This is a genomic window from Rhodanobacter koreensis, from assembly GCF_054782855.1.
Genome location: NZ_BAAGRR010000002.1, coordinates 793,921 through 811,776, shown reverse-complemented (window position 1 = coordinate 811,776; position 17,856 = coordinate 793,921). Strand labels below are relative to the sequence as shown.

15 protein-coding genes are annotated in these 17,856 nt (G+C 64.0%); 5 read left to right on the top strand and 10 right to left on the bottom strand.

Going from position 1 to position 17,856, the window contains the following annotated elements:
- Nucleotides 1-138: 138 nt before the first annotated feature.
- The 8 genes from ACYVKM_RS09505 to ACYVKM_RS09470 form a co-directional block, all read right to left on the bottom strand.
- Nucleotides 139-1,638, bottom strand: coding sequence for an efflux transporter outer membrane subunit (locus tag ACYVKM_RS09505; RefSeq protein WP_460877351.1), 1,500 nt, complete (start codon nt 1,636-1,638; stop codon nt 139-141).
- A gap of 4 nt (nt 1,639-1,642) precedes the next feature.
- Entirely contained in the window at nt 1,643-2,851 is a 1,209-nt protein-coding gene (locus ACYVKM_RS09500; RefSeq protein WP_460877350.1) for an efflux RND transporter periplasmic adaptor subunit, read from the bottom strand.
- Nucleotides 2,841-6,077: an efflux RND transporter permease subunit gene (locus ACYVKM_RS09495; RefSeq protein WP_460877349.1), complete on the bottom strand. Its 3,237-nt coding sequence runs from the start codon at nt 6,075-6,077 to the stop codon at nt 2,841-2,843. Before ACYVKM_RS09495 ends, ACYVKM_RS09500 begins: the two co-directional genes overlap by 11 nt.
- Nucleotides 6,078-6,364: 287 nt before the next feature.
- Entirely contained in the window at nt 6,365-7,756 is a 1,392-nt protein-coding gene (locus ACYVKM_RS09490) for a sensor histidine kinase (RefSeq protein ID WP_460877348.1), read from the bottom strand.
- Between the two features lie 24 nt (nt 7,757-7,780).
- On the bottom strand, nt 7,781-8,446 hold the full coding sequence (locus ACYVKM_RS09485) for a response regulator (RefSeq protein ID WP_460877347.1): 666 nt from the start codon (nt 8,444-8,446) through the stop codon (nt 7,781-7,783).
- An 81-nt stretch (nt 8,447-8,527) separates the two neighbouring features.
- Nucleotides 8,528-9,151, bottom strand: a complete 624-nt coding sequence (hflD, locus tag ACYVKM_RS09480; protein ID WP_460877346.1) for a high frequency lysogenization protein HflD — start codon at nt 9,149-9,151, stop codon at nt 8,528-8,530.
- Nucleotides 9,152-9,161: 10 nt separating this feature from the next.
- A complete protein-coding gene (mnmA, locus tag ACYVKM_RS09475) occupies nt 9,162-10,310 on the bottom strand; it encodes a tRNA 2-thiouridine(34) synthase MnmA (protein WP_460877810.1) in 1,149 nt (382 codons plus the stop codon).
- Nucleotides 10,307-10,792: an NUDIX hydrolase gene (locus tag ACYVKM_RS09470; protein ID WP_460877345.1), complete on the bottom strand. Its 486-nt coding sequence runs from the start codon at nt 10,790-10,792 to the stop codon at nt 10,307-10,309. Before ACYVKM_RS09470 ends, mnmA begins: the two co-directional genes overlap by 4 nt.
- Before the next feature lie 119 nt (nt 10,793-10,911).
- On the opposite strand from ACYVKM_RS09470, the gene clpS reads away from it, so the two are divergent.
- The gene (gene clpS, locus ACYVKM_RS09465; protein WP_007808959.1) at nt 10,912-11,238 is read left to right on the top strand and encodes an ATP-dependent Clp protease adapter ClpS; all 327 of its coding nucleotides are present in this window, start codon (nt 10,912-10,914) and stop codon (nt 11,236-11,238) included.
- A 134-nt stretch (nt 11,239-11,372) separates the two neighbouring features.
- On the top strand, nt 11,373-13,652 hold the full coding sequence (clpA, locus tag ACYVKM_RS09460; RefSeq protein ID WP_460877344.1) for an ATP-dependent Clp protease ATP-binding subunit ClpA: 2,280 nt from the start codon (nt 11,373-11,375) through the stop codon (nt 13,650-13,652).
- Between the two features lie 113 nt (nt 13,653-13,765).
- Here clpA and infA read toward each other — a convergent pair whose 3' ends face one another.
- Together infA and ACYVKM_RS09450 are read right to left on the bottom strand one after the other, a co-directional pair.
- The gene (gene infA / locus ACYVKM_RS09455; RefSeq protein ID WP_007508585.1) at nt 13,766-13,984 is read right to left on the bottom strand and encodes a translation initiation factor IF-1; all 219 of its coding nucleotides are present in this window, start codon (nt 13,982-13,984) and stop codon (nt 13,766-13,768) included.
- 108 nt (nt 13,985-14,092) lie between these two features.
- On the bottom strand, nt 14,093-14,368 hold the full coding sequence (locus tag ACYVKM_RS09450) for a polyhydroxyalkanoic acid system family protein (RefSeq protein WP_460877343.1): 276 nt from the start codon (nt 14,366-14,368) through the stop codon (nt 14,093-14,095).
- Nucleotides 14,369-14,739: 371 nt separating this feature from the next.
- On the opposite strand from ACYVKM_RS09450, the gene ACYVKM_RS09445 reads away from it, so the two are divergent.
- From ACYVKM_RS09445 to pheA, 3 genes are all read left to right on the top strand, one after another.
- The gene (locus tag ACYVKM_RS09445) at nt 14,740-15,507 is read left to right on the top strand and encodes an FHA domain-containing protein (RefSeq protein ID WP_460877342.1); all 768 of its coding nucleotides are present in this window, start codon (nt 14,740-14,742) and stop codon (nt 15,505-15,507) included.
- A gap of 79 nt (nt 15,508-15,586) precedes the next feature.
- Nucleotides 15,587-16,672 carry a 3-phosphoserine/phosphohydroxythreonine transaminase gene (serC, locus tag ACYVKM_RS09440; protein ID WP_460877341.1) on the top strand — a complete coding sequence of 362 codons (1,086 nt, stop codon included), beginning with the start codon at nt 15,587-15,589 and terminating at the stop codon, nt 16,670-16,672.
- An 88-nt stretch (nt 16,673-16,760) separates the two neighbouring features.
- Complete coding sequence (pheA, locus tag ACYVKM_RS09435) at nt 16,761-17,849, top strand: prephenate dehydratase (RefSeq protein ID WP_460877340.1); 1,089 nt, start codon at nt 16,761-16,763, stop codon at nt 17,847-17,849.
- Nucleotides 17,850-17,856 lie beyond the last annotated feature (7 nt).

The following is a 17,856-nucleotide window of genomic DNA, read 5'->3' as shown; positions in this document are numbered from 1 at the left end:
GCGGCATGGCAAGCTGAACTTATCGGGATCGGACTGATCAAGAGTTATCGCAACGGAGTAAGACCCAGGGATGGAAAACGGCGGGCATGGCCCGCCGTTTGCTTTTCCGGGATCACGCATGAGCAGGGAGTGGCGCGCTCAATGCGCCTGTGCCACCGGTTCATCCGCTGATGGCCTTTCCATCTGCGCGTTGCTCCAGCCGCCACCCAGTGCCCGGATCAGGTCCACGCTGGCCTGCAGTCGACGTGTACGCACTTGTTCGGCATTGCGCTTGGCCTGCAGGTAGCTCGTCTGTGCAGTGACCACGTCCAGGTAATTGACCACCCCTTCGCTGTAGCGGTTGGTGGCGATCTGCGCGGCGTCCTTGGCGGAAGCGGCAGCATCATCTTCGTCGTGCGCTTCATTGCTGAGATTGGTCAGCAGCGAGAGGTTGTCCTCCACCTGCTGGAACGCATTCAGCACCGTGACGCGGTATTGCCCGGCTGCTGCATCGAAAGCGGCTTTTGCCTCGCGCTCCTTGGCATGACGCAAGCCGCCATCGAAGATGCTCAGCGCAGCCACCGGACCAAGCGCCCACATCCGGTTGCCGGCGCTCAGCAGGCTGCCATTGGCGGTGTTCTGCCATCCGAACAGGGCTGACAGACTGAAGCTGGGATAGAACGCGGCACGCGCGACGCCGATATCGGCATTGGCGGCGAAGGTACGTCGCTCGGCAGCGGCGATATCGGGGCGCCGTTCCAGCAGGGTTGACGGAATGCCAGCGGGAATCGTCGGCAGCCCGATCTGGATATCCGAAGCCGGTAGCGAAAAGCGTGATGCCGGTACGCCGACCAGGGTGGCGATGGCATGTTCGGTGAGGGCGCGCTGTGCAGTTACTTCGGCGGCCTGCGCCATCGCATCCGACAGCTGGTTCTTGGCGCGCGCTACCGACAGCCCGGAGGCGATGCCGCCGGCCATGCGGTTCTCGGTCATCGTCAAACCCTTGCGATAGGCATCCAGCGAGCCGTTGAGAATGTGCGCCTGGATGTCATAGCCACGCAGCAGGATGTACAGATCGGCAAGTTGCGATTGCAGGCTGAGTTTCGCCGATGCCAGATCGGCATCCGCAGCCTGTGCCTGCGCTTTGCCGGCAGCGACCTCGTTGCGCACACGACCCCAGAAATCGAACTCGTAGTCCGCAGAAAACTGGGCGGTGTTGGCGTCGTACTCGTTGGGCTGGTTGCTGCCCCGGAGCGGGCGGTTGTTCGACTGGCGATTGTTGGTCGGGCTGGCTCCGACGTCCAGGTGCGGGAACAGTTGCGAACCGATCTCGCCCACGTATGCATGCGCCATGTCGTAGCGTGCCAGGGCCACCGACAGCGACGGATTGCCCGCATCGAGGCGCTGCTCCAGCTTATCCAGTGTGGTGTCGTTGAAGATCTGCCACCAGTCGCCGCGCGCCACTGTGTCGGCCGGTTCGGCCCGGGTCCACAACCCGGTGCCCTCCTTGTAGTTCGCGGGAACGGCGATCGTCGGACGCTGATAAGCCGGTGCCAGCGAGCAGCCCGCCAGTGCGGCGATCAGGCAGCAGGCCAGGACACGGCGGGCGGGCGTCTGCCAGCGTGAGGGGCGATTGGTGTTTTCAAAACGGACAGACATGGAATCAACCTTGCCTGGGCTGTGCATGTGCGTCGTTCTCTGGTGATGTCGTCTTCGCAAGACGCACCTGGTCGCCCTGCGACAGCGAATCCGGTGGATGATCGATGATGCGGTCGCCCGGTAGCAGGCCGTGATCGATTTCCAGCGTATCGCCCAGGTCCATGCCGACATGGACATCGCGCAACTGCACACGGTCATCCGCACCCAGTACGGCGATCTGCGGGCCGGCGGCACGGAAGATCAGCACCGTCGCCGGCACGGTAATCAGGCGCGTGTTGACCGATACCGGCAGGTTCACCTCGGCATAGTCGCCGGGCAGCAGCTCGCCATTCGGATTGGGCGCCTCGAACTGTGCAAGCAAGGCACCGGAAGCTTGATTGACCGAAGCCGATGAGCCGATCAAGGTGGCTTTGTAGACTTTGCCGGGGTGCTCCAGCACGCTGAGGTCAACCGTCATGCCCGGCTTGATCGAGGACGCGTAGCTCTGCGGAATGCGCACGTACAGGCGCATCTTGCTGGTATCGGCTACGGTGAAGAGTGCAGGGCTGCTTTCGCTGGTCGCCGAGATCAGGTCGCCGATGTCGGTGTTGCGGCTGGTTACGGTACCCCCGAAGGGGGCGGTGATCTTCTTGAAGGATTCCAGCGCGGCCAGGCGGTCCAGATCCGCTTGCGCCGACAGCACGTTGGCGGCGGCCACCGCGGCTTCGCCGCTCTTCTCGTCGGCCTCCTGCTTGGAGACGGAGTTGGACGTGAGCAGGTGCTGCCAGCGTTGGCTGGTGACCTGTGCCAGGTGTTCGTCAGCCTTGGCACGCACCAGCACGGCCTTGGCCTGCTCGTATTGCTGGTCCAGTTCCGGTGTGTCGATGACGCCGAGCGTGTCGCCGGCATTCACCGCGCTGCCGATGTCCTTGCTCCAGCTTTTCAGGTAGCCGCTGACGCGCGCGTGGATCGGTGCGCTGATCCATGCCTCGATGTGACCGGGCAGCGTCATGTGATGCGCGCCCGCCGAAGCCAGCGGCGCCACCAACTGAACCGTGGGCAGCTCCTGTGCATCGGTCCAGGTCACCAGCTGGTGGTAGTCGTGGGCGCGCACGGCCAGTCCGATCACCGTCGCCAGCACCGCTACGGCCAGCGAGGCGACGATGGCAGTCCTGATGCGTGGCGGCTGCTTTGCTGGCTCGCCTACGTTATGTGGCGCGACGTTATGCGACATGGGGGTCTTCTCCAAACAGGGGAGCGGTGGAAACGACGCGTGGTTCTTTGGCGTGGACGAGGCTGAAGATCACTGGCACGAACAACAGGGTGGCAAAGGTGGCGAACAGCAGGCCGCCGATCACGGCAATGCCGAGTGGTGAGTTCTGTTCATGGCTCATGGCCATCGGCAGCATGCCGATGATCATCGCCAGCGCGGTCATGCAGACCGGTCGGAAGCGGGTGAAGCCGGCTTCCAGCGCAGCCTTCATCGCGTCACCATGCTCGGCGAGGCGTTCGCGGGCGAAGCTCACCACCAGGATCGAGTTGGCAGTGGCCACACCCATGCACATGATGGCGCCGGTGAGGGCGGGTACCGACAGGGTCGTGTGGCTGACGAACAGCATCCACACGATGCCGGCCAGCGCGGCGGGCAGTGCGGTGATGATCACGAACGGGTCCAGCCATGACTGGAAATTGACCACGATCAGCAGGTAGATCAGCACCACCGCGCCGAGCAGGCCGAACAGCAGGCCGCTGAAGGCCTCGTTCATGGTGCCTACCTGTCCGCGCAGGGTGACCATGGTGCCCTTGGGCCGGGTGCTGGCGAACTGCGCCAGCACCTTGTTCACGTCGTTGGCCACCGCGCCGAGATCGCGATCCTGCACCGAGGCGTAGATGTCGAACGAGGGCAGGATGTTGTAGTGCGTGACCACTGCGGCACTGGGCTCACGTGTGAAGCTGGCGATGCCACCCAGCATCTGGCTGCCCTTGTCCTTGGACGAGGTCACCGGCAGCCGTGCCAGGTCGGCCATCGAATCCATCTTGTATTGCGGAGTCGCGGCGACGATAGCGTAGGAGACGCCGTTCTTCGGATTCAGCCAGAATGCCGGCGCCACCTGGCCGCTGCCGGCCAGTGAGGCAACCATGCTGTTGGTGACATCGCCTTCGGTAATGCCCAGCGCGTCGGCGCGGGTACGGTTCACCGACACATTGAACTGCGGATAGCTGGTGCTCTGTTGCAGGCGCACGTCGGCGATGCCGGGAACGGCGCGCAGGCGTTTCATGATCTGCGTTGCATACGCCTCGTTCTCTTCGCTGTTGCGCCCGGTGATCGACACATCCAGCGGTGCAGGCGCGCCGAAGTTCAGGATCTCGCTGGTCATGTCGGCTGGCAGAAAGGAGAACTCGGTGCCAGGAAACTCCCGCGGCAATTGCACGCGGAGCTTCTTGATGAAATCCGCGCCAGGCTGATGACCATCCTTCAGCGCGATCTGGATGTCACCGTCTTGCGGACCGATGGTGCCGGTGTTGCTGTAGACCAGGTTGACGCTGCTCAGCGGCAGGCCAATGTTGTCGATCACCGAATCAAGCTGGTCGGCCGGGATGATCCGGCGGATTGCCGCTTCGATGCGATCGAATTCCGCGGCGGTTTCCTCTACGCGGGTGCCCATCGGCGCGCGCACATGCAGCGCGATCGAGCCGGAATCCACGTCAGGGAAGAAATCGCGCCCGAGGGTCGGTACCAGGGCGAACGAGATCAGCACAAAACCGAGGAAACCTAGGATGAAGTTCCGGCGATGGGTCAACGCCACGCCGAGCGTGGCGTAGTAAGCATCTCGAATCCGGGTGAAGTGATGCTCGAACCTCAGCTGGAAGGCGATCGCCTTGCGCACGAACACATGGCGGCTGGCGTGGTGCTGGTCACCTTCGTGATGGTTGATGTAGCTGTCTTCCGGATGGTCGCCCGTTCCCTTCTCGGTGACGTGCGGTTGCAGCAGGTACATCGCCATGGTGGGTACCAGTGTGCGCGACAGCACGAAGGACGAGGCCATCGCGAAGATCACCGCCAGCGCCATCGGCCTGAACAGGAAGCCGGCGATGCCATCGAGCATGAACATCGGCACGAACACGATGCAGATGCACAGCAACGAGACGAAGGCGGGTGTGACGATCTGCCTGGCGCCATCCATGATCGCCGAATGCACGTCCTTGCCCTGTTCGAGATGCCAGTTGATGTTCTCGATGGTCACGGTCGCATCGTCGACCAGGATGCCCACCGCCAGCGCCAGGCCACCGAGCGTCATGATGTTGAGCGTCTGACCGGTCAGCGACAGCAGGGCGATCGAAGACAGGATCGCCAGCGGAATCGATACCGCGATGATGATGGTGGAACGCCAGCTGCCGAGGAAGATCAGGATCATCACCGACGTAAGGAGCGCAGCGATGATGCCCTCGCGCGCCACCGAGGCGATCGCCGATTTCACGAATACCGACTGATCGTTGAGCATCGAGATCTTCAGCGACGGCGGCATCGTCTCATCGATCAGCGGCATCAGCTTCTTGACGCCGGCGACCACGCCCAGCGTCGATGCGTCGCCGGTCTTCAGGATCGGCATCAGCACGGCGCGCTTGCCGTCCACGCGCACCACGTTGTTCTGCGGCGGCGAGCCGTCGCGCACGTGGGCGACCTGGCCGATGGTGATGGTGGCGCCGTTGACCGTCTTGATCGGCAGGTTGTTCAGCGCAGCAAACGCCTCGGGACTGTTGTTGAGCTTGACGTTGTATTCGTAGGTGCCGATCTTGGCGGTGCCGACCGGGATGATCTGGTTCTGCGACGCCAGTGCATTGGCCACGTCTTGCGCCGACAGGCCCTTGGCGTCGAGCGCCTGCGGGTCGAGGTCGAGCGTGATCTGGCGCTGCTTGCCGCCGTAGGGCGTCGGGATCGCCACGCCGTCCACCGAGGTCAGCGTGGTGCGCACGTCGTTCTGCGCGATGTCACGGATCTTCGATTCGGACAGTGTCTTGCTCGACAGTGCCATCTGCAGCACGGGCACGGTCGAGGCGTTGTAGTTGAGGATCAGCGGCGGTGTGATGCCTGGCGGCATCTGCTTCACCACCGTCTGCGAGATCGAGGTGACCTGGGCGGTCGCGGTACGGATGTCGGTGCCCGGCTGGAAGAAGATCTTCACCACGCCGGCACCGGGCAGCGACTGCGACTCGATATGTTCGATGTTGTTGACCGAGGTGGTCAGTGTGCGCTCGTAGTAGTAGATGATGCGGCCGGACATCTGATCCGGCGGCATGCCCTTGTAGGTCCACACCACGCTGATCACCGGGATGCCGATGTTCGGGAAGATATCGGTGGGGGTGCGCAGTGCCGCCAGTGGCCCGGCAATCAGGATGAGCAGCGCCAGCACGACGAAGGTGTAGGGGCGTGACAGCGCCAGGCGAACTAGACCAAGCATGGGAGGGTTTCCGGAAGCTTCGGTGTGACAGACATGCGTGCGTGACGAAAGCGCCAGGCGTCATTCCGTCGCGGGCAGCGATGTGGAGGGATGGAGCGCCGGATCAGGGTGGGCCGGGCATATTCTGTCGGGATACTGGTTTCATGCGCATGACCGGGGAAGGTGCCGTGGGGATCAAGCCGATGCTGCGCATGATCGCAAGCCAGTCTTGTGGAAACCTTTTGCAGGCTTTCTGAACGCCGGTCGGGTCATCCGCCGTTCGACCCGGGTGCTGCGGGGCAGTGCGGTTATGCCGGCACGGCACCCATGCGGATGCGCACCTGGAGCCCGTGGCCGAAAGGCGAGGCGAGCAGTTCGATGCGGGCGTCATGCAGCTCGATGGCGCGCTGGACGATGCTGAGTCCCAGGCCGTAGCCGCGGGAATCCCCCTCGGCGGCGCGATGGAAGCGCTCGAAAACCGCGCCCCTGCGTTCGGCGGGAATGCCAGGACCGTCATCGCAAATGCAGATGACCGCCTCGTTGTTCACCAGCTCGATTGACACCTCGACACGGCCTTCCTGACCGGTGTAACGCAGGGCGTTCTCGATCAGGTTGCGGAACATGGCGGTCAGTGCCGCTTCGTGGCCTTGCACCCACAGCACGTCGACGTCGTGATCGAGACTGAACGCGATGTCCTTCTCGGCGATGACGGGCGCCAGCTCTTCGATCACCTCGGTTGCCAGTGCGATCAGATCCAGGCGCGTTCGTTGCTGCGAGGCGGCACCGGCTTCCAGTCGTGCGAGTGCCAGGATCTGCTCGATTCTTCGCGCCAACCGGGTCAGGCTCAGTTGTGCGCTTTGCAGCGTGAATTCGATCTCGCCAGGGTCGTTGGCAATCAAGGCGTTTTCGAGGTGAATCATCGAGGCGGTCAGCGGTGTGCGCAGCTCGTGTGCCACGTCGCTGGCAAACCGGTGTTCGCGCTCGATCGTGTCTTCCAGTCGCTCCAGTTGCTGGTTCAGCGTCACGACGAGTGGCGTGATCTCGCGTGGTGTGTGGTCGACCGCGACCGGCTGGCGGCTTCCCGGCGTGCGCGCCGCCAGCTGTTCCGTGAGCAGGGCCAGCGGGCGCAGGCCGCGCTTGACCGCGAGGCCTGCCAGCAGCGCCAGCAGCGGCAGGCCGATGAGCAGCGGAAGACTGTGCTCCATCACCAGCGCACGGGTGATTTCGTTGCGGTTGTCATAGCGTTCGCCGATGCGTATGACCAGCCCTGACTGGTTCTTCAGCGTGAAGGTGCGCCATGCCCGATCGTCCAGATGAAGGTCGCGGAAGCCGCGCTCATCGGTCGCCGGCGCCGGCAGGTCGGCGAAATTGGATGTGGCGGCCAGCAGCTTGCCGCTGGCGCTGTAGGCCTGGAAGCCCACCTCGGGTTCGTAGTTGCGCTTGTGCACGCGCACCATGACGGCGCTGTGCAGATTCTCCGCGCTCAGCGCGATATCCGGCGAGCCGGGCATGGTGGAGGACGGCAGGTGTTCGAGCAGCGATCCCACCGTGCGGCCGGCCTGTGCCAGCCGTCCGTCGAGCAGGTAGCCCATCTCGCGCAATTCGCGCTGGTAGCTCAGCACGCCCAGCGGAATCAGCACGCCAACCTGCACGGCGATGATCAGCCAGGTGAGCCGGGTGCGCAGGCTTGCAGCTTTCATTCGGACAGCTTCATTCGGACTCGTTCATTTGGGCTCGCGTGGAACCATGTAGCCGATGCCGCGCACGGTACGGATCGCCTCGGGGCACAGCTTGCGACGCAGCCAGTGCACCTGCACCTCGATCGCATTGCGTTCCACCACGGTGTCCAGCCCGTAGACCGAGTTCTCCAGCGCCTCGCGGCGGACGATGTGGCCGGCATGTTCCATCAGTGCCTGCAGCAGGGCGAATTCGCGACGGGTCAGGCTGATCTGATCGCCGCGAAATTCCACCTCGGCCGTGGCCAGGTTCAACCGCATGCCGCCGGCCTCGATCAGATTCTCGGCGAGACCACGCACGCGGCGCGTGAGCGAACGGATACGTGCCACCAGTTCGCCGACATGGAAGGGTTTGACCAGGTAGTCGTCGGCACCGATATCCAGGCCGCGGATGCGCGTTTCCAGCGCGTCCCTCGCGGTCATGACGAGGATCGGTGTCTTCACGCCATCCCGGCGGGCCTCGAGCAATACGTCCATGCCGTCCATCCCGGGCAGGCCGAGATCGAGCAGCACGAGGTCGGCGGTAGGGTCGCGCAGCGCCCGCGCGGCTTCCTTGCCGTCATGCAGCCAGGTCACGGCATAGGACTGCTGCACCAGCGCATGCCGGATCGCCTCGCCCAGCTGGTTGTCGTCTTCCACAAGCAGTATGTGCACGTCGGTTACCTGTGAGCCACGACCCGGTCAGCGAGCCATTCCGGCGCATTCTGGACAACCAAGCTTGTCGCTACCTTTAAGTCAGCGGTTGTCCAGCGTCGCTCCGGTCAGCAGGCCGCGTGCCAGCATGCTGCACTGACGCCGATACAGCAGCAACTGCCACTGACGGCCGCCGACCTGTCGCCACAGCACCGCCGAACGCACCGCAGCCAGCAGGTTGCTGCGCACCTTTTCCACCACGGCTGGCAGTTGCAACTGCTGCGGATTGCCGCTGACCATCACGCGTGGCCTCAACGTGGACAGGGTGGATGCGTACAGTTCGGCCAGTCGACTGGTGACCTGGCTCGAATCCTGGCCGAAATGTTCGACCTGTCGCTGCGCGGCGACGATGCCCTGCTGCAGTTTGCCGAGCAGCTCCGGTCGGCCTGACAGGCTGCGTTCCAGCCGCATCACGGTCACCACCATGCGGGTTACCGCCATGTCGCGGTCGCTCTCGTCAAGCTGTGCGATCAGGTTGCGCAGGCCGATCCGCACGTTGGAGATGTTGCCGTACACGCCGACCACCGACGGTGCGTCGATACGGAACACGCTTGCCACGCTGGCTTCCATCGCGCCTTCGTCGCAGCGCCCTTCGTTGGCCAGCTGCTGCGCCAGTGCGCAAGCCTGGAACAGGCCGGCAAGGGCAAGCACGCGCTCTTCATTCATGGAAAAAGTTTCAAACACGGGGTTGCGATTCTCTTGCGGTGGGCGTGGGGGAGGGGATGAAGGCCGGAAGCAGGCCGCCGTAAGGTGCATCGGTAGCGGCGATCACGGCGCCGCCGAGACAGGTTTCGCCATCGTAGAAGACCACGGATTGCCCCGGCGTGACAGCGCGCTGGGGCTCGTCGAAGCGGACTTCCAGCCCGTCGGGCAGCACGCTGACACTGCAGGCCTGGTCGGACTGACGATAGCGGGTCTTGGCCGTGCAGCGAAAATGGGGGGCTGGCGCATTGCCGGCGACCCAGTTGGGGGTTTCTGTCAGCAGGCGTTGCGAGTACAGCCATTGATTCTCGCCGCCCTGGGCGACATAGAGCACGTTCGTGGTCACGTCCTTGCCGACCACATACCACGCCGCGCCGGCGGCACCGTGGCGGCCGCCGATACCGAGCCCATTGCGCTGCCCCAGGGTGTAATACATCACGCCCTGGTGCTTGCCGATCAGTTCACCGTCGGGCGTGTGCATCTCACCGGAGCGGGCCGGAATGTATTGCGCCAGGAAGCTGCGGAAATCGCGTTCGCCGATGAAGCAGATGCCGGTGGAATCCTTCTTGGCGTGGGTGGGCAGCGCCGCCTCGCGGGCCAGCTCGCGCACGCGGGGTTTCTCGATCTCGCCCAGCGGGAACAGCGTGGCCGCCAGCTGCTGCTGGCCCAGCGCATGCAGGAAGTAGCTCTGGTCCTTGGCCGCATCGACCGCGCGCAGCAGGCGATAACGGCCGTCGTGGAAGTCGACGCGGGCGTAATGCCCGGTGGCGATCTTCTCGGCGCCGAGCGCATGCGCCTCGTCCAGGAAGGTCTTGAACTTGATCTCGCGGTTGCACAGCACGTCGGGGTTCGGCGTGCGCCCGGCGCGGTATTCGGCGAGGAAATGCTCGAACACGCCGTCCCAATAGGCGGCGGCGAAATTGCGCGCATGGAACGGAATGCCGAGCCGCCCACATACCGCCACCGCGTCCTTGCGATCGGCATCGGTGGTGCATGGGCCGGTACGGTCGTCCTCTTCCCAGTTCTGCATGAACAGGCCCTCGACATGGTGGCCGGCTTGTTGCAGCAGCAGTGCGGCGACCGAGGAGTCGACGCCGCCGGAGATGCCGAGCATCACCTTCATGTCGCGCCACCTTCCGGCAGCCATGCCAGTGTTTCCAGCGGCAACCGCTGCCCGGCCAGCCACGCGTCGACGCTCAGCAGGACCATCGGGCTGCGCAAGCGCTCTCCTAGCGCGGCGATCTCGGCCCGGGTGAGCCACAACGCACGTCGGATATCGGTATCCAGCGGACGGTCCGGGTCGTGGCTGACGGCGCGGGCGGCGAAGCTGAAGCGGATCACGGCGTCGCCATGTTCGGTGCTGCGCCATTGGTGCACACCGATCAGGTGCTGCAGTTCCACCGTCCAGCCGGTTTCCTCCAGCGTCTCGCGCATGGCGGCCGCGGCCAGGCTTTCGCCCTCGTCCAGATGGCCTGCCGGCTGGTTGTAGGCGAGGCGTCCGTTCACTTCCTCCTCGACCATCAGATAGCGGTCACCGGCAGCCACCACACAGGCCACGGTGACGTGGGGGCGCCAGACCTCAAGGGAAACAACGGAATCGGGCATGGAAGCAGCAAGGCACTGGAAAAGCGGCCATTGTGCCATTACCTCTGCCGGTGCACCGCTGCGGCCACTTGTCCGCTGCGGCGTATACTTCAAACCAGAGATCGAATACACCGGAACCCATGGCCCACGAACCCGAACATGAGCACGACAGCGGCCGCGGACTGGCGCTGGAAACCGCCAAGCCCGAAGTGGCGCGGCCACCGCTGTTTCAGGTGCTGTTGCTGAACGACGATTTCACTCCAATGGATTTCGTGGTCGAGGTGCTGCGCAGTTTTTTCAATCTGGACCAGGAGCAGGCGGTACAGGTGATGTTGCACGTGCATACCCGCGGACGGGGCGTGTGCGGCGTGTTTACCCGCGAGGTGGCTGAAACCAAGGTAACCCACGTCAACGAGTATTCACGCTCCCATCAGCACCCGTTGTTGTGCACTATGGAAAAGCTCTAGTGATCGCCTTGGCGGGCACTGTGGAAAAGCTCCACAGGCCGCCTTGGCGGCACTATGGAAATAGCACAGCAGACCCCATTTCGTGCTCATCGCGGCACTACGGGCCGCTCAACATATAAGCGGAGACGATCCGAATGTTCAGCAAGGATCTGGAAGTCACCATCGGCCATTGCTACAAGCAGGCCCGCGAACAGCGCCATGAGTTCATGACGGTGGAGCACCTGCTGCTGGCGCTGACCGAAAACCAGTCGGCGGTGGGTGCCCTGCGCGCCTGCGGCGTGGATCTGCCGCGGCTGTCGACCGAACTCGAACGCATCATCGCCGAGACCGTGCCGGTGCTGCCGCATGGCGACGAGCGTGATACACAGCCGACGCTGGGTTTCCAGCGAGTGCTGCAGCGCGCGGTGTATCACGTGCAGTCCTCGGGCCGGAAGGAAGTGACTGGCGCCAATGTGCTGGTGGCGATCTTCGGTGAAAAGGATTCGCATGCGGTGTATTTCATGCACCAGCAGGAGATCACCCGTCTGGACGTGGTCAATTACATCTCGCACGGCATCGCCAAGATCGGCGACGAGCCGGCAGCCGGCTCGTCCGGTGGCAGCGAGCGTGAAGGCGAGGAGGGCGGTGAGCCGAAGGGCAATCCGCTGCACGAGTTCGCCAGCAATCTCAACGAACTGGCACTGGAAGGCAAGATCGACCCGCTGATCGGTCGCGCCGACGAGATCGAGCGCACGATCCAGGTGCTGTGCCGCCGGCGCAAGAACAATCCGTTGTATGTCGGCGAGGCCGGCGTGGGCAAGACGGCGTTGGCCGAAGGTCTGGCCAAGCGCATCGTCGATGGCGAAGTGCCGGAGGTGCTGGAAAGCGCCACGATCTGGTCGCTGGATCTTGGTGCGCTGGTCGCCGGCACCAAGTACCGCGGTGATTTCGAGAAACGCCTGAAGGGTGTGATCGCCCAGCTGAAAAAGCAGCCGGGCGCCATCCTGTTCATCGACGAGATCCACACCATCATCGGTGCCGGTTCAGCGTCGGGTGGCACGATGGACGCCAGCAACCTGATCAAGCCGATGCTGGCGTCGGGCGAACTGCGCTGCATCGGTTCCACCACGTTCCAGGAATACCGTGGCGTGTTCGAGAAGGACCGCGCGCTGGCCCGCCGCTTCCAGAAGATCGACGTGGTCGAGCCCACCGTGGCCGACAGCATCGAGATACTCAAGGGGCTGCGCTCGCGCTTCGAAGAACACCACCACGTCGCCTATACCAACGAGGCGTTGAAGGCCGCGGTGGATCTGTCGGTCAAGCACATCCCCGACCGCCTGCTGCCGGACAAGGCGATCGACGTGATCGACGAGGCCGGCGCACGCCAGCGCCTGCTGCCGGAGGATCAGCGCAGCGGCAAGGTCGATGTCACTGAAGTCGAGTACATCATCGCCAAGATGGCGCGCATCCCGGCCAAGCAGGTATCGGCGTCGGATCGTGACGTGCTGCGCAACCTGGAACGCAACCTCAAGATGGTGGTGTTCGGCCAGGATCCGGCGATCGAGGCGCTCGCTGCGTCGATCAAGATGGCCCGTTCCGGCCTGGCCGATCCGTCCAAACCAATCGGCTGCTTCCTGCTTGCCGGTCCGACAGGTGTGGGCAAGACCGAGGTGACCAAGCAGCTGGCGATGCAGCTCGGCATCGAGATGATCCGTTTCGACATGTCCGAATACATGGAAGGACATTCGGTGTCGCGGCTGGTCGGCGCGCCTCCGGGCTATGTCGGTTTCGACCAGGGCGGCCTGCTGACCGAGGCAGTGACCAAGCATCCGCACGCGGTGCTGCTGCTGGATGAGATCGAGAAGGCGCACCCGGATGTGTTCAACATCCTGCTGCAGGTGATGGATCGCGGCGTGCTGACCGATACCAACGGCCGCGAGGCGAACTTCAAGAACGTGGTGGTGGTGATGACCACCAACGCGGGCGCGGCACTGGCCTCACGACGCAGCATCGGTTTCGTCGAGCAGAAGCACGAGTCGGACGCGATGGAAGTGATCCGCCGCATCTTCACGCCGGAGTTCCGCAACCGGCTGGACGCGATCATCCAGTTCAGCGCGCTCGATTTCGAGCACATCCTGCGCGTGGTCGACAAGTTCCTGATCGAGCTGGAAAGCCAGTTGAGCGAGAAGCAGGTGAGCCTGGACGTGGACGCCGAGGCCCGCCGCTGGCTGGCCGAGCACGGCTTCGACCCGCAGATGGGTGCGCGGCCGATGGCACGGGTGATCCAGGAGAAGGTGAAGCGCGCGCTGGCCGACGAGTTGCTGTTCGGCAAGCTGGCCGAGGGCGGCAAGGTACGCCTGAGCGTGCGCGACGGCGAGTTGCGAGTGGACTGCGAGGCGGTCGAGAAGCTGCCTGCAGTAGTTGAACCAGGCTGATCGTTTCGTCAAATCACAGGCAAAGCAAAGGCGGCGCATTGCGCCGCCTTTCGTTTCCGGCACTCACGACCGTATCGGATCCCGCCGCGCATTCGCGCAAGGCCCGGGATCGATTACTTCATGCGGTACGTGATGCGACCCTTGCTGAGGTCGTACGGGGTCATCTCGATCTTGACCTTGTCGCCGGTGAGGATGCGGATGTAGTGCTTGCGCATGCGGCCGGAGATGTGGGCGATGATCACGTGCCCATTCTCAAGTTGCACACGAAACATGGTGTTGGGCAGGGTCTCCTGGACCGTGCCTTCCATTTCGATGACGTCGTCTTTGGCCATGTGTTCCGGGGTTCACGCACAGCCGTCATGGCTGCGTAAGCCGACGATTATGCCATGGAAGTGGGTCTGGTTAAAGAATCATCAACGTATCGTGACAACCCCCACTGATCAGGCGAAATGCTCGTCCAGCTTGCGCCGGATCTCCTGCTCGACCATGCCCTTCAGCGGCGACATCATCAGGCCCAGCTCGGCCTTGACCTGGATCGCGTCGCTGCCGACCGCGATCGTGCCGCTGACGCCGGGTCGCGAGAAGCGCAGCGTGTCACCCTGCCACTGCCCCTCGACGCCGAGTTTTTCACGCATCCGTTCAGCTACCTTGTCGACCACGGCACGCGCCTCGGCAATCGACAGTTGATGCGGGCGACGGATATCGATACTGGGCATGACGGGCTCCGGGTAAACACGCATCTTAAGGATGCTCTGATCCATTCTACGTAGTCGGCATGATGTCCAGAAGGCGCGCAGGGTGTGTTGCGCGGCGCCGGGAAGACTGGCCGTCTTGCCAAGACGCGCGGCGCAGCCTGCGCGCCTTCTGGACATCACCCCTTCACTTTGAACCCAATGCGTTGGGGCCGTGACTGTCTGTCCGCATGCCTTCGGTCCGCCGTCTCGACAGACGGCCAGTCTGCCTTCGCCGACGGCCCTGTGGCCTGCAAACAGACAGTCACGGTGACGACTACGTAGAATGGATCAGAGCATCCTTAACGGCATGCGGCTGCATGCTAGAGTTTCGTGGTCTTTCCGGCGGTTGATCCATGCGTATCGAATTTCCCAATGCGGCCCGTGAGGATTTCCACTGGACGCAGGCGCAATTGCGCATCGGCAGCGCCGCCGACAATGACCTCGTGCTGGCGTCCAGCCAAGCCGCTCCCCAGCACCTGCGGATCCAGCAGGATCGCCGTGGCTGGGTGCTGCAGGTCGTGCCGTCGGCCGACCGCATTTACGTGAACGCGCGACCGGTGCGCGAGCGTGCATTGCTGCGTCCCGGCGATGTGGTCAGCGTCGGCGATTGCCGCATGCTGCTGCGCGCGGATGAGGATCCGGCCTTGCGTGTGCCGCTCACGGTCCCGGAGCAGGAGCGTTGCACCGTAGCCTTGCGTGCCGTAGCCGGTCCGCTGTCCGGCAGGGTATTGCCGTTGCAGAACAGCCTGGAGCTGGGTTCGCAGGGGTGTTGTCCGCTGGAACTGCCGCAGGGTGAAGTCGTTACTTTGCGCATTGCGTGGCAGGACGGCCAACTGCTGCTGGAGGCGGTCCAACCATCCGTACGCCATCCGCTGCGGGTCAACGGCGTCAATGCGCAGAGCCTGGCACTGCAGCCGGGCGACCAGATTGGCCTGGCGATGCACCGCTTCGTGGTCGATGGGCCGGGGATGGAGCCGGAGCCGGAGATCGTGATGCCCGAACCGCTACCGGAACACCTCCCGGAAGAGGCCGCAGGTCCGTCGGGCGAGGTGTGGTGGCTGATCGTCACTGCCGCCGTGCTCGCGCTTGGCATCGCGCTGGTGCTGCTGATCCGCTTCTGAATCTGTCGTATTGCAGTTGACCGCGCCATGCTGCGCCGCGCCATAATGCGTGGAACACCACCACGGGATGCAACCGCACGTGAGCAGAGTCTGGAATTTCAGCGCCGGTCCGGCGGCGCTGCCACTGGCGGTACTTGAACGCGCCCAGCGCGAGATGTTGGACTGGAACGGCAGCGGCGCCTCGGTGATGGAGCAATCCCATCGCGGCAAACGTTTCATCGAGATGGCCGCACAGGCCGAAGCCGACCTGCGCGCGCTGCTGGCGATTCCGGCCGACTACGCCGTGCTGTTCCTGCAGGGCGGCGCCACCCAGCATTTCGCGCAGATTCCGATGAACCTGGCCGGCGCCGGTGACCGCGCCGACTACATCGTCAGCGGCCACTGGAGTGCAAAAGCCGCCAGCGAGGCTGCGCCGTACCTGCAGGTGAACGTGGCTGCCAGCGGCGAGGCCGACCGCTATCTGAAGTTGCCGTCACGCGAAAGCTGGCAGCTCGACCCGCAGGCTGCCTACGTGCACTACACGCCGAACGAGACGATCCACGGCGTGGAATTCCACGACGTGCCGGACGTCGGCACGGTGCCACTGGTGGCGGACCTGTCGTCGAACATCCTTTCGGAACCGCTGGATGTCTCCCGCTTCGGGCTGGTCTATGCCGGTGCCCAGAAGAACATCGGTCCGTCCGGACTGGTGCTGATGATCATCCGCCGCGACCTGCTGCAGCGGGCCGGCCGACCGATGGCGAAGATCTTCCGCTACGCCGAGCACGCGGCGAACGATTCGATGCTCAACACGCCGAATACCTGGGGCTGGTATCTGGCGGGGCTGACGTTCCAGTGGCTGAAGGAGCAGGGTGGCGTCGCCGGGATCGGCGAACGCAATCGCGCCAAGGCCGAGCTGCTGTACCAGACCATCGACGGTTCGGATGGCTACTACCGCAATCTGGTCGATCCGCCGGCGCGTTCACGCATGAACGTGCCGTTCACCCTGCATGACGCCGCGCTGGATGCAGCATTCCTGAAAGAGTCGGAAGCGGCCGGTCTGCTCGCGCTGAAAGGGCACAAGGCGGTGGGTGGCATGCGTGCTTCGCTGTACAACGCGGTGCCGCTGGAAGCCGTGCAGGCGCTGACGGAGTTCATGCATGACTTCGCGAAGAGGCATGGCTGATTCGTCGGAAGGCTGTTCATGGTTTGTATTTTTCAGGCATGATGCCTTAACACGATTTGGACTTCTATCCATCCATCCGGCTAAAAGCATGACCGATAAAAAGACCCCGCTGAGCGAAATGCGCGAGCGCATCGACAGCATCGACCGGCAGATCCAGCAGCTGATTTCCGAGCGCGCCAACCATGCGCAGACGGTGGCGAAGGTGAAGGGCGAGGGGCTCTCGGCGATCGACTATTACCGCCCCGAGCGCGAGGCCCATGTGCTGCGCATGGTGGTGGACCGCAACGACGGCCCGCTGTCCGATGCCGAGATGGTCCGCCTGTTCCGCGAGATCATGTCATCGTGCCTGGCGCAGGAAGATCCGCTGAAGATCGGCTTCCTCGGGCCGGAAGGCACGTTCAGCGAGCAGGCCGTGCGCAAGCATTTCGGCCATGCCGCCTACGGCCTGCCGCTGGGCAGCATCGAGGAGGTGTTCCAGGAGGTCGCCGCCGGTCATGCCGATTTCGGCGTGGTGCCGGTGGAAAACTCCGGGCAGGGCATGATCCAGGTCACGCTGGACATGTTCCTCACGTCCGAAGCCACCATCTGTGGCGAAGTGGAACTGCGCGTGCACCAGTGCCTGCATTCGCAGGCCGGCAAGCTGGAGGACGTCAAGCGCATCTATGCGCATGCGCAGTCGCTGCAGCAGTGCAAGACCTGGCTGCGCATCAACCTGCCGGGCGTCGAGTGCATCGCGGTGAGCAGCAACGCCGAGGCCGCGCGGCTGGCCCGCCACGCCGACGATGCGGCGGCGATTGCCGGTGAAACCGCGGGCAAGGTTTATGGCCTGAAGACTGTGGCGAAAGGCATCGAGGATCGTGCCGACAACACCACACGCTTCCTGGTGATCGGCCGCTCGCTCTTCCCGCCCTCCGGCAACGATCGCACCTCGCTGCTGATCACCGTGAACGACAAGCCCGGTGCGCTGTACGACGTGCTCAGCCCGTTCGCCAAGCATGGCGTCAGCCTGAACCGGATCGAGTCGCGGCCGGCGCACACCGGCAAGTGGCAGTACGCATTCTTCATCGACGTCTCCGGCCATATCGACGATGCCACCTTGCAGGCGGCGGTGCAGGAGATCGGCGAGTCGGCGGCCACGATACGCGTGCTGGGTTCCTACCCGGTGGCCTTGCCCTGATCGGCGC

Coding starts and splice junctions, on each gene's coding strand:
- ACYVKM_RS09505 (WP_460877351.1), bottom strand. CDS start 1,638: ATGTCTGTCCGTTTTGAAAACACCAATCGCCCCTCACGCTGGCAGACG.
- ACYVKM_RS09500 (WP_460877350.1), bottom strand. CDS start 2,851: ATGTCGCATAACGTCGCGCCACATAACGTAGGCGAGCCAGCAAAGCAG.
- ACYVKM_RS09495 (WP_460877349.1), bottom strand. CDS start 6,077: ATGCTTGGTCTAGTTCGCCTGGCGCTGTCACGCCCCTACACCTTCGTC.
- ACYVKM_RS09490 (WP_460877348.1), bottom strand. CDS start 7,756: ATGAAAGCTGCAAGCCTGCGCACCCGGCTCACCTGGCTGATCATCGCC.
- hflD (WP_460877346.1), bottom strand. CDS start 9,151: ATGAATGAAGAGCGCGTGCTTGCCCTTGCCGGCCTGTTCCAGGCTTGC.
- mnmA (WP_460877810.1), bottom strand. CDS start 10,310: ATGAAGGTGATGCTCGGCATCTCCGGCGGCGTCGACTCCTCGGTCGCC.
- ACYVKM_RS09470 (WP_460877345.1), bottom strand. CDS start 10,792: ATGCCCGATTCCGTTGTTTCCCTTGAGGTCTGGCGCCCCCACGTCACC.
- clpS (WP_007808959.1), top strand. CDS start 10,912: ATGGCCCACGAACCCGAACATGAGCACGACAGCGGCCGCGGACTGGCG.
- clpA (WP_460877344.1), top strand. CDS start 11,373: ATGTTCAGCAAGGATCTGGAAGTCACCATCGGCCATTGCTACAAGCAG.
- infA (WP_007508585.1), bottom strand. CDS start 13,984: ATGGCCAAAGACGACGTCATCGAAATGGAAGGCACGGTCCAGGAGACC.
- ACYVKM_RS09450 (WP_460877343.1), bottom strand. CDS start 14,368: ATGCCCAGTATCGATATCCGTCGCCCGCATCAACTGTCGATTGCCGAG.
- ACYVKM_RS09445 (WP_460877342.1), top strand. CDS start 14,740: ATGCGTATCGAATTTCCCAATGCGGCCCGTGAGGATTTCCACTGGACG.
- pheA (WP_460877340.1), top strand. CDS start 16,761: ATGACCGATAAAAAGACCCCGCTGAGCGAAATGCGCGAGCGCATCGAC.